This is a genomic window from Acinetobacter sp. 22512 (assembly GCF_052044755.1).
Classification (GTDB): Bacteria; Pseudomonadota; Gammaproteobacteria; order Pseudomonadales; family Moraxellaceae; genus Acinetobacter; species Acinetobacter pittii.
The window spans coordinates 44,126-52,986 of record NZ_JBQENP010000020.1 but is presented as its reverse complement, the minus strand read 5'-3'; the positions used below and the strand labels follow the sequence as shown (position 1 = coordinate 52,986).

Sequence of the window (8,861 nt, the reverse complement as noted above, 5' to 3'; positions counted from 1 at the left end):
CCGTGAAGGTGGTCGTACTGTAGGTGCTGGTGTTGTTGCGAAAGTAACTGCATAATCACTTTCAGTGAAAAAAAGCGCTCTTTTTAGAGCGCTTTTTTTATATTTAATTGTCTAACAATCACTATAAATGCTGGCCCTAACTGATATTTCAATGTCCTTATTTCCCCTTAACCCTTTTTATTAACTTTGTATGATAAGAATCAAGAAAACGAACAATAAAGTTTGAGTAACTAGGGTTACTTACTAAGGAGCTTTGGGTATGAATGCTAAAGTGAATATTACGAATCGTGCAGGTGCAAGCTTTCCAGTGCGTCGTATGAATTTTGACTTTAATGATGTACCAGAATATTGGATGAATGGTTCTGCTGGACTCACACATTTTATGACTGCATTGTCAGCATTGTTTCCGGCTGGTGAGAAATTCTTTATAGATAGTGTACGAGCAGTACGTTATCACCCAGCGATTAAAGATGATGAAGCACTCCAAAAAGAGATTAGTGCTTTCATTGGGCAAGAAGCAATGCATACTCAAGAGCATGTAAACTTCAACGCTTCTGCTCAAAAGTTTGGTCATGATGTAGAAACGTTAGAGAAATTTACCGATACGGCAATTCAAACAGCAATTAAAACTTTTGTAAAAATTGTCAAACCTTTCGGTATGACAAAAGAAATGGTTGACTTGACTGCTACAACGGCTCTTGAGCATTTTACCGCTACTATTGCGTCGCAATTATTGGTCAATAAGCACATTCAAGAGCTTATGACAGATGAGACAATGTCAACAATGTGGTATTGGCATGCGATTGAAGAAAATGAGCATAAAGCCGTAGCTTATGACGTGTACGAAGGTGTGTTTGGTAAAGGCATAAAAGCTTATGCGTTACGAACCAGTTCTTTAGTATTTGCTATGACTTTAATCTTTTTAATCCAGTCATCCTTTGTGCTTCGTTTATTAAAGCAAGACAACAAGTTGAATTTAGATGAACTATCAGTAATTTATAAATACGGATATAGCCCATCTAAAGGTATTATTAGTGGTATGGCTAAAGAAATGTTAGCTTACTTTAAACCTGGCTTTCATCCAAATGACCTAGATACCGTTGGTCTATTGAAAACATGGAAAGCAAAATTAGGTTTATAGTTTTAATTCATAATTTATAAAGGGCCGATAGTGGCCCTTTTTTATTTTTCTATAACTATATTAAAGAGATCGTGGAGCAGATATTGCACCTTTATGTGTCTATGAATGACCTCATCTGATATTTCTCTGTCCTCATCTGCACTTAATTGGTACATCGAAAGACGTATGATTATAAATATTAAGAAAATAAATAAAGTTATATGTGAATTAGCTATTCACTTAAAAGGAGTCTGAGATGAATGCTAAGGTAAATATTTCCAATCGTGCTGGCGCTAGTTTCCCTGTGCGTCGTATGGATTTTGAATTTGCTCAGGTCCCACGTTATTGGGCAAATTATGATGCAGCATTAACACATTTTATGACAGCATTATCGGCCCTTTTTCCAGAAGGTGAGCAGTTCTTTGTAAATAGTACGCGTGCTGTTCGAAATGATCCAAAGCTTGCTGATCCAGATCTTCAAAAAGAAATTAGTGCTTTTATTGGTCAAGAAGCGATGCACTCCAAAGAGCATTTAGCATTTAATGCTTCAGCACAGGCTTATGGTTATGATGTGCGCCATATGGAAAAGCAAACTGGAAAAGTCATTAAGATGGGTACAGCTGTTGTAACCAAATTAATGAAACCTTTTGGCTATACCAAAGAAATGATTGATTTGACTGGAACATGTGCACTAGAACATTTTACATCGACCATTGCAGCTGAACTTTTACAAAATCCTGAAATTCAGGCTATGTTCCAAGACGACACTATGTATCATTTGTGGATGTGGCACGCAGTTGAAGAAAATGAACATAAAGCTGTGGCATTTGATGTGTATACAAGTATGTACGGACAAGGTCCGAAAGCTTATTTTATGCGTTCAACAGCCTTGATTATTGCAATGGCATTAATCTTCGCAACTCAGTCTTATTTTACTGCTAAGTTACTTAAAACTGACGAAAAATTAACTTGGAAAGATACGAAGTACATGCTTAAGTTCATGTATGGTCGTAAAGGTTTTATGACTCGTCAAATTCCAGAGTTACTTGATTTTTTAAGACCAAAATTTCATCCAAATGATTCGGATACCACAGCATTGCTAGCAACTTGGCGTGAAAAATTAGGTCTTTAAAAAATACTGAAAAAAGGACAATTCAATTGTCCTTTTTTTTACTCGTTTTTTCTTGGGAAGTTTTTATAATACGCACTACTTTAGAATCTTCATTGCGTTGAAACTCATGATTCGTATTATGCAAAACACTGATGTGGATATTGTCGTTCAAATTGAAAAATCAGTTCAGACCCATCCGTGGTCAAGACAGCAATTTATTGAATCTTTGAACTCTTATCAATGTACAGTGATTGAGTCACAAAACAGAGTAGTTGGGTTTTGTATTTTACAGCCTGTTTTAGATGAAGCTAATTTATTACTCATGGCAGTTGATCCTAAAATGCAAGGGCAGGGTTTAGGATATGAGTTATTAAGTGCATCAATTGAAAAATTGGAAAATCAGCCAGTACAAATCTTTTTAGAAGTTCGTGAAAGTAATAAAGCCGCTATTGGTTTATATGAAAAAACAGGCTTTCACCAAATTGATCTGCGTCGCAATTATTATCCTACCCAAGATGGTGGGCGGGAACATGCGGTCATTATGGTAAAAACCTGTACAGATGATTTCGCATCTTTATTTAATGATTAAATTATTCCATTCAGAAGGTAACGTAGTCATAAGAGATGTACCTAGCTGTTGAATTTCTTCTGGTGATAATGATCTGTTTAAACGGCGCCATTGCCCATCGAGCAGAAGTTCTAAAGGGGTATATTGCGATTTATAGTTCATTTTGGCTGAATGAGGCACCCAATAGCCTAAGTAGAGATATTCTAAACCGAGCGATTTCACATATTCAATTTGGTTAAGAATAGAGTAAACACCAAGTGATCTACGATGCTCATCGGGATCAAAGAATGTATAGACAGCCGATAGTCCATCATCCATTAAATCACAAGTAGAAACGCTAATGAGCCGATTGTCTTTCCAAAGCTCAAGAAAAAAACTATCTGTGCAGCTATGTACTAAAAACTTTTCAAACTGATCTAGACTTGGTGGAAACATATCACCATCTGCATGGCGTTCATTAATATAGCGTTCGTATAAATCATAATGAATTTGTGCTGCTTGTCGCGTAGGCAGAACAGTCATGGTGAGATCTTGATTTCGTTTCCATGCTTTTTTTTGCATGCTGTTCATTTGAAAATCGGCAACTGGAACACGACAAGACAAACATTGTCTACATAAGTGACATTCAGGGCGATAAACAAAGTCGCCACTACGGCGAAAGCCTAAACGAGAAAGTTCTGAAAGAGTGACCACATCAATTCGATGGATAGGGTCTAAAAACACCATGCGTGCAGATTTATTTTCTAAGTAGCTGCAATCATGAGGTGGAGTAATATAATACTGCAGATCATTTAAAAGGGACTTCGGGTGATATGATTTCATGATTGGTCCCTCCTGTTATCATTCCATTAATTTTGCATCTAATGCTATTGTTTTACTTGAAAATACACGTTCTTGATACTTTTTCCAATTGATAGAGGGGTGAATAATTACATCTTGTAACGATTTTAAGTAGTCTTGACGAGAAAGTGTACTGGCTCCCAGACTAATTAAGTGACTGTTTACGAGTTGGCAGTCTATCCATGGTAGCTGATTTTCTTGTCCAATGAGCATTAATGTATAAAAAGCCATTTTTGAAACATCGGTTTCGTTGCTAAACATTGACTCACCAAAACACCCTTTGCCAATCGTAACACCGTATAAACCTCCTACAAGCTCCTCTTGTTGCCATACTTCAATACTGTAACCATAACCAGCATTAAACATCTCGCAGTAGCCTTGAATAATATCTTCACTAATCCATGTTTCGTCTGCATAACTTCTTGGCAAAGAGCAAGAGCGAATAACTTGTTCAAAGGCATGATTTATCGTAATGGTGTAATCGTACTTTTTCATGTTCCGAATGAGTGATTTACTTGGTTTATAGTTTTGAGGGTAGATCACGCAACGAGGTTCTGGACTCCACCAACAAATAGGTTCATCTTCATTAAACCAAGGAAAAAGACCATGCGTATAAGCTTCATATAGGGTAGAAGGGGAGAGGTCCGCTCCGATACAAATTAAACCATGCCCATCTGGATCGGCTTCAATGGGATCAGGAAAAATGAATTGAGAAAGTGGAAGTGTATTCATAAAAATAAAATAAGATGAGCTTTAAGGTTATGCTATAAAAATTAATATATGTCAGCTAGTCATTATTCTAAAAAAACAGCCGTTATAAGAACGGCTGTTTTAAAACTCTAGAAATCTATTAATTAAAGATTATCTAGATATTTTTCAGCATCTAGAGCCGCCATACAGCCAGACCCAGCAGAAGTAATCGCTTGGCGATAAATGCTGTCAGCGACGTCACCAGCAGCAAAAACACCAGCTACAGAAGTCGCTGTTGCATTACCAGAGGTACCGCTTTGCACTTGGATGTAGCCATCACGTAGGTTTAACTGGCCTTCAAACATTCCAGTGTTTGGCTTGTGACCAATTGCTACGAACAGACCATGAACCTCTACGTCTTGCTTAGAATCATCTTGAGTTGATTTAAGGCGAACACTGGTTACGCCAGTATTGTCACCCAATACTTCTTCAACTTCGTGGTTCCAGATAATGCTGATTTTGCCTTCTTTTTCTTTGGCAAATAAATGATCTTGCAAAATCTTTTCAGAACGTAAAGTATCACGGCGATGTACTAACGTTACATGTGAAGCAATATTTGATAAATAAAGTGCTTCTTCAACAGCTGTGTTACCACCACCAACAACCATTACTTTTTGGTTTTTGTAGAAGAAACCATCACATGTTGCACATGCGCTTACACCTTGACCCATAAAGTTTTGTTCAGACTCTAGACCAAGATATTGAGCTGTAGCGCCAGTTGCAATAATTAAAGCGTCACATGTGTACTCTTCCATATCACCTTTTAAAACAAAAGGACGTACACTTAAGTCCACTTCGTTAATATGGTCATAGACGAGTTCTGTACCAAAGCGTTCAGCATGTGCTTGCATACGATCCATTAATGCAGGACCTGTTAAACCTTCAGGATCGCCCGGCCAGTTGTCAACTTCGGTTGTTGTTGTAAGTTGCCCACCTAGTTGTAAACCTGCAATTAAAGTAGGTTTAAGGTTTGCACGCGCTGCATATACTGCTGCACTATAGCCCGCAGGGCCAGAACCGAGAATAATTAACCGAGAATGACGAGCACTCATTGAGGGTATCCTTATTTATTTCGAGAATTTTGAAAATTATACGTGAATTTGCCGATCAATAGCGTTAAATCAATGTGGATAATATTGATCAGGTCAATCGAATTAAGTTATATAACAATATAGAAGTGCCTTATGTTAACAACAACTGTAAAGAATCATGCACCTTTTTTGTAAGAACAGGTGCATAATATAAAGTTCATTCGTTGAAGATCTAAAATGTAGTTCTTCACATCTCTAAACCAATAATTAAATGGGTTACAGGACAGTATATGACTGCGGTGTCAAGTGTTTATGCACAGCGCTTATTGATGACATTATTCTTGGTTTCTTTTGGTATTTATATGTTTCTGGCAACAGTAACATATACACCATTTGACCCGGGCTGGATGCATATTTCCAGTGATACTCAGCAAGTATCCAATGCAAGTGGTATTGCTGGCGCATGGATTGCAGATTTGCTGTTTGGTTTTTTAGGATGGGCAAGTTTGCTTATTCCAATTTTCCTTTTCATTGAAGCAATTCAGGTTTGGTGGCCACGTAGTTTCCTAAACCGCCCATTTCGTTATGCTGCACAATTCTTCTTAATTCTAGTTGTATCTAGCTTACTTTATTTACATTGGAATGTGCCGGCAGATACTTTAGATAATGCAGCTGGGGGAATTATTGGTTATGAGTTAGGTCAAAGCCTATCTCAATTGTTAACAATTTACGGTGCGACCTTATTTTTGCTGGTTTTCGGGGTAGTCTTGTTTACACTTGCATTTGGGGTGCAATGGAGTAAAACATGGGTTACGCTCAAAGCGACACCAAGTTATTTACAAGATTTATTTTATAAGAACGTATCTCCGAATGAATCGGATTATGACTTAACAACTCAACCTGCCAACAAAGCAGCCGCGGTTAAAGTTGCTGATAATGCAGAGACGAATGCGAATGCTTCAGATGAGAAAGAAGCATCAGTTCAATCTGAATCAACTCAACCGCAATCTACCACAACGCGACATGATGCGGTTGCTGAGCGCTTATTTGCAGATGTGCTAGCGAAAGAGCAGAGCCGACCTGAACCTGTTGCAGATACACCAGTTGCAAATACTCAGAACTTTGAGCATACGCTTGAACAGGCCCATAAACTTGAACGAGATAGCCAACGTTTAGTTGCGACTGGCGAAGTATGGCGTGCTTTACAGCGTGATGATGCGAGTCATAAGCAAGAAATTGATGCGCTTTTAAGAGCTGCTGATGATTCGACAGAGATAGAACAAGTTCCTACTCATGAGCAATTTCAGCAAACAATTTCTCAAGTAAATCAAAATCAACCATCATCTAAACAAGACTTACATGGTCTTGATTGGAATGATGATGAGATTTTTGATGAGTTGCTTGCCGCGGTTCCAAACAGTAAAACTGCAACAGATGTGCATACACCATTTGTTCAAGATCACCATATAGAGACGGAACCAACTTCGCAATCTGTTAATATTGCGAACGAAACATCTTCAAATATTTCAAATTTAAATCAATCACCTAAAAATTTAGCAAACGAACAAGTCTTTGAAGATTTTGATGATTTATTAATAGATGAAGACATTGCTCCAGCTGAACCTGTAAGAGCAAGTAGTTATGCGCAATCTTCAGCATTTGTAAAAGCTCCTATCCAAACGACTATACAGGCCGACAAACTTTCAAAAGAAGAGTTTATTGAGGCTTGGCAGGAGACTGCTGGGAAACCGCAGGAAAATTCTGATTTTGATGAAGACGATTTCGATTTTGATGCGCCGTTAACAGATGCATCAGGCCGCCCAATGTCTCGTGCAATGCAAGTTGCCAAAAAGCGTTTGGATTTGCCAACTTTACCAGGTCTTGATTTACTCGATAAGGTTGATCCAAATAAGAAAGTCAACTTTACTGAAGAGCAACTTTCACGTTTGTCTGAATTGCTTGAAATTAAATTGCAAGAATTTAACGTAAAAGCTCAAGTAGTAGAGGCTCAACCAGGACCAGTTGTAACTCGCTTTGAGTTAGATTTGGCACCCGGTGTTAAAGCTTCTAAGGTCACGAATATCTCGCGTGACTTGGCGCGTTCAATGTCGATGGCATCTGTACGTGTGGTCGAAGTCATTCCTGGTAAACCATATATTGGTATTGAAGTGCCAAACAGTGCCCGTGAAATGGTACGTTTGATTGAGTTATTGGAAACACCAACATATCGCGACCCAAGTGCATTAATTAGTATGGCGATGGGTAAAGATATTTCGGGTAACCCTGTACTCACTGATTTGGCGAAAGCACCGCATATGTTGGTTGCTGGTACGACAGGTTCTGGTAAGTCAGTTGCAGTAAACTCGATGATTTTATCGATGTTGCTTAAATATACGCCTGACCAACTACGTTTAATTCTAATCGATCCAAAACAGCTCGAACTTGCAAACTATAATGATATTCCACATTTATTAACTCCAGTCGTTACTGACATGAAAGATGCGGTAAGTGCGTTAAACTGGTGTGTGAATGAAATGGAACGTCGTTATAAACTTATGTCGTTCTTAAAAATTCGTAAATTAAGTGACTATAACCGTAAAGTTGAAGAAGCGATTGCGAATGGTGAAGACTTAATTGATCCGACTTGGAAGCCAAGTGATTCAGCGACACAAGAACGTGCACCTCGTTTAACGCCATTACCATCTATTGTCATTGTTGCGGATGAGTTCGCCGACATGATTATGCAAGTGGGTAAAAAAGCAGAAGAAATGATTACCCGTTTGGCGCAAAAATCTCGTGCTGCTGGTATTCACCTATTGCTTGCAACTCAACGTCCATCTGTTGATGTTATTACCGGTTTGATTAAAGCCAATATTCCAACGCGTGTAGCACTACGTGTAAATAGTAAAATTGACTCGCGTACTATTTTGGATGCTGGTGGAGCAGAAGACTTGTTAGGTCATGGTGATATGCTGTTCTTAGGACCAGGTAAAATTGAGCCGGAACGTGTGCATGGTGCTTTCATTAGTGATGATGAAGTAAACCGTATCTGTGATGCTTGGCGTGAGCGTGGCGAACCAGATTATATTGATGAAATCTTGACACCATTTGATGAAGAGCCAGCGTCACGTGGCTTTGAAGAGGGTGAAGGCGGTTCTGACCGAGATGCACTTTATGATCAATGTGTGTCATTCGTATTAGAAACTCGAAAAGCATCTACATCTTCGCTACAGCGCAAATTTAGTCTTGGTTATAACCGTGCTGCTCGTATTATTGATCAAATGGAAGAGAACGGCATTGTGAGCTCAATGGGTCCTAATGGTAAGCGGGATATTCTAGTTTAAGACAATACAATTTAAGCCTCTTCGGAGGCTTTTTTATAACTTAAATAAAGTGAACCTATTTATAAATGACTTAAAGATTTTATCGTCTAGTAAAAAA

The 8,861-nt window shown here is 38.4% G+C and carries 7 protein-coding genes; 4 read left to right on the top strand and 3 right to left on the bottom strand.

All coding sequences use genetic code 11. The features are described from left to right. The first annotated feature begins 259 nt into the window (after positions 1 to 259). The 3 genes from ACTJJG_RS16305 (at position 260) to rimI (ending at position 2,820) form a co-directional block, all read left to right on the top strand. The gene (locus ACTJJG_RS16305; RefSeq protein WP_002121792.1) at positions 260 to 1,141 is read left to right on the top strand and encodes a metal-dependent hydrolase; all 882 of its coding nucleotides are present in this window, start codon (positions 260 to 262) and stop codon (positions 1,139 to 1,141) included. Positions 1,142 to 1,376: 235 nt separating this feature from the next. Next, positions 1,377 to 2,252 (top strand): metal-dependent hydrolase, encoded by an 876-nt coding sequence (locus tag ACTJJG_RS16300; protein WP_032057683.1) that lies wholly within the window; start codon positions 1,377 to 1,379, stop codon positions 2,250 to 2,252. Positions 2,253 to 2,358: 106 nt separating this feature from the next. Next, the gene (gene rimI / locus ACTJJG_RS16295) at positions 2,359 to 2,820 is read left to right on the top strand and encodes a ribosomal protein S18-alanine N-acetyltransferase (RefSeq protein WP_002121701.1); all 462 of its coding nucleotides are present in this window, start codon (positions 2,359 to 2,361) and stop codon (positions 2,818 to 2,820) included. Here the strand turns inward: rimI and ACTJJG_RS16290 are convergent. From ACTJJG_RS16290 to trxB, 3 genes are all read right to left on the bottom strand, one after another. After that, positions 2,806 to 3,621: an arginyltransferase gene (locus ACTJJG_RS16290; RefSeq protein WP_004703325.1), complete on the bottom strand. Its 816-nt coding sequence runs from the start codon at positions 3,619 to 3,621 to the stop codon at positions 2,806 to 2,808. The genes rimI and ACTJJG_RS16290 overlap by 15 nt on opposite strands. Before the next feature lie 18 nt (positions 3,622 to 3,639). Further along, positions 3,640 to 4,371, bottom strand: a complete 732-nt coding sequence (gene aat, locus ACTJJG_RS16285; protein WP_032057679.1) for a leucyl/phenylalanyl-tRNA--protein transferase — start codon at positions 4,369 to 4,371, stop codon at positions 3,640 to 3,642. Positions 4,372 to 4,493: 122 nt separating this feature from the next. After that, complete coding sequence (trxB, locus tag ACTJJG_RS16280; protein WP_005803159.1) at positions 4,494 to 5,441, bottom strand: thioredoxin-disulfide reductase; 948 nt, start codon at positions 5,439 to 5,441, stop codon at positions 4,494 to 4,496. A gap of 269 nt (positions 5,442 to 5,710) precedes the next feature. Here trxB and ACTJJG_RS16275 point away from each other — a divergent pair, with 269 nt between their 5' ends. Next, a complete protein-coding gene (locus tag ACTJJG_RS16275) occupies positions 5,711 to 8,764 on the top strand; it encodes a DNA translocase FtsK (protein ID WP_005803157.1) in 3,054 nt (1,017 codons plus the stop codon). The last annotated feature ends 97 nt before the right edge of the window (positions 8,765 to 8,861 follow it).